We start from the raw sequence: 1,000 nt of genomic DNA, 5'->3' as shown, positions 1-1,000 counted from the left end.
TAAGTATTGGTGGGTGTCAGCTTTGGGAATGTAGACAAACTCGATTTTAAATGAGGCTTGTCTACATTTTTTTTGCTTTTTATGAAGTCGCTTCCCGAACTTTATTGATAAGGATCAGGCCTAGAAGATGGGCACTTTGAGACGCGGCTTCGTATTTCTATAAAAGGGTTTTCGGAAATTTAACTGACGCGGGCAGGTCTGACTTATCTCGATAAGATCGATACGACACGATGGTATGGTCATGTGCTTGTACATCCAGCTGTAAAATTTGTGAGTCTCTCATTTCCAGATAATAGGAAACATCTTCTTTTTGCAAATGATAAAAAGAGAAGTGGATTCCTAAAAGGCTTTTCTTGATTAGTATCGTTTCAGGCTGATTGATGATGTGTTGGCTCAATTCCGCGATGGTAACAGAGGTTGACCCCGTAATGGCAGATATTTTTTCTTTTGCATAATCGACTGCATGACTGAAGGTATCGGCTAAATTCCTCAAAATTCCGTCCATGGGTGCATCTCCTTTGCATGAGTGTATGTAAGTAGTATGGTACGCCGCCAATGCTTTATGCAAAAAAATACCTTGGCTTGATATAGAATGCCCCGTTTATGAACAAGATGAAGAGTAGTGGATCGAATCCAGGCAGACAGGAGTTTTGAGGTAAATGAATGGTAAAGGCAAGGAAGGAAGGGATTTTATAATGGTGGACCGTCAATCGCGAGGCAGGGCATGAAAGGAAAAATATATATGGGTGCGCTTTTCTTCGTGCTCCTTTCGTTTATGGCTATCATGTTCATCCAAAAAGAAGATCATTCCGAAACCGATAAGGAGAAAAGAATGGATGCCATTGCGGAAAACCAAGAGAAAATAGACAAAATGCTTGAAAGCATGACGCTTGAAGAAAAAGTCGGTCAGCTAATGATGATCGGCTTCAAGGGTACAGAAGCGGGCCCTGAAATTAACGAGCTCATCGAAAAAAACCATATAGGAGGCATCATTTATTTT

At 40.8% G+C, this 1,000-nt stretch carries 1 protein-coding gene and 1 pseudogene; one reads left to right on the top strand and one right to left on the bottom strand.

All coding sequences use genetic code 11. From position 1 onward, the window contains the following. Positions 1 to 157 precede the first annotated feature (157 nt). On the bottom strand, positions 158 to 505 hold the full coding sequence (locus tag CVN76_RS00825; protein ID WP_100530085.1) for a hypothetical protein: 348 nt from the start codon (positions 503 to 505) through the stop codon (positions 158 to 160). A 219-nt stretch (positions 506 to 724) separates the two neighbouring features. On the opposite strand from CVN76_RS00825, the pseudogene CVN76_RS31565 reads away from it, so the two are divergent. Continuing rightward, positions 725 to 1,000 (top strand): annotated as a pseudogene (locus tag CVN76_RS31565) (hypothetical protein); the annotation flags it as partial.

The organism is Bacillus sp. mrc49 (assembly GCF_002803435.1).
This window is presented reverse-complemented; position numbering and strand designations above follow the sequence as displayed.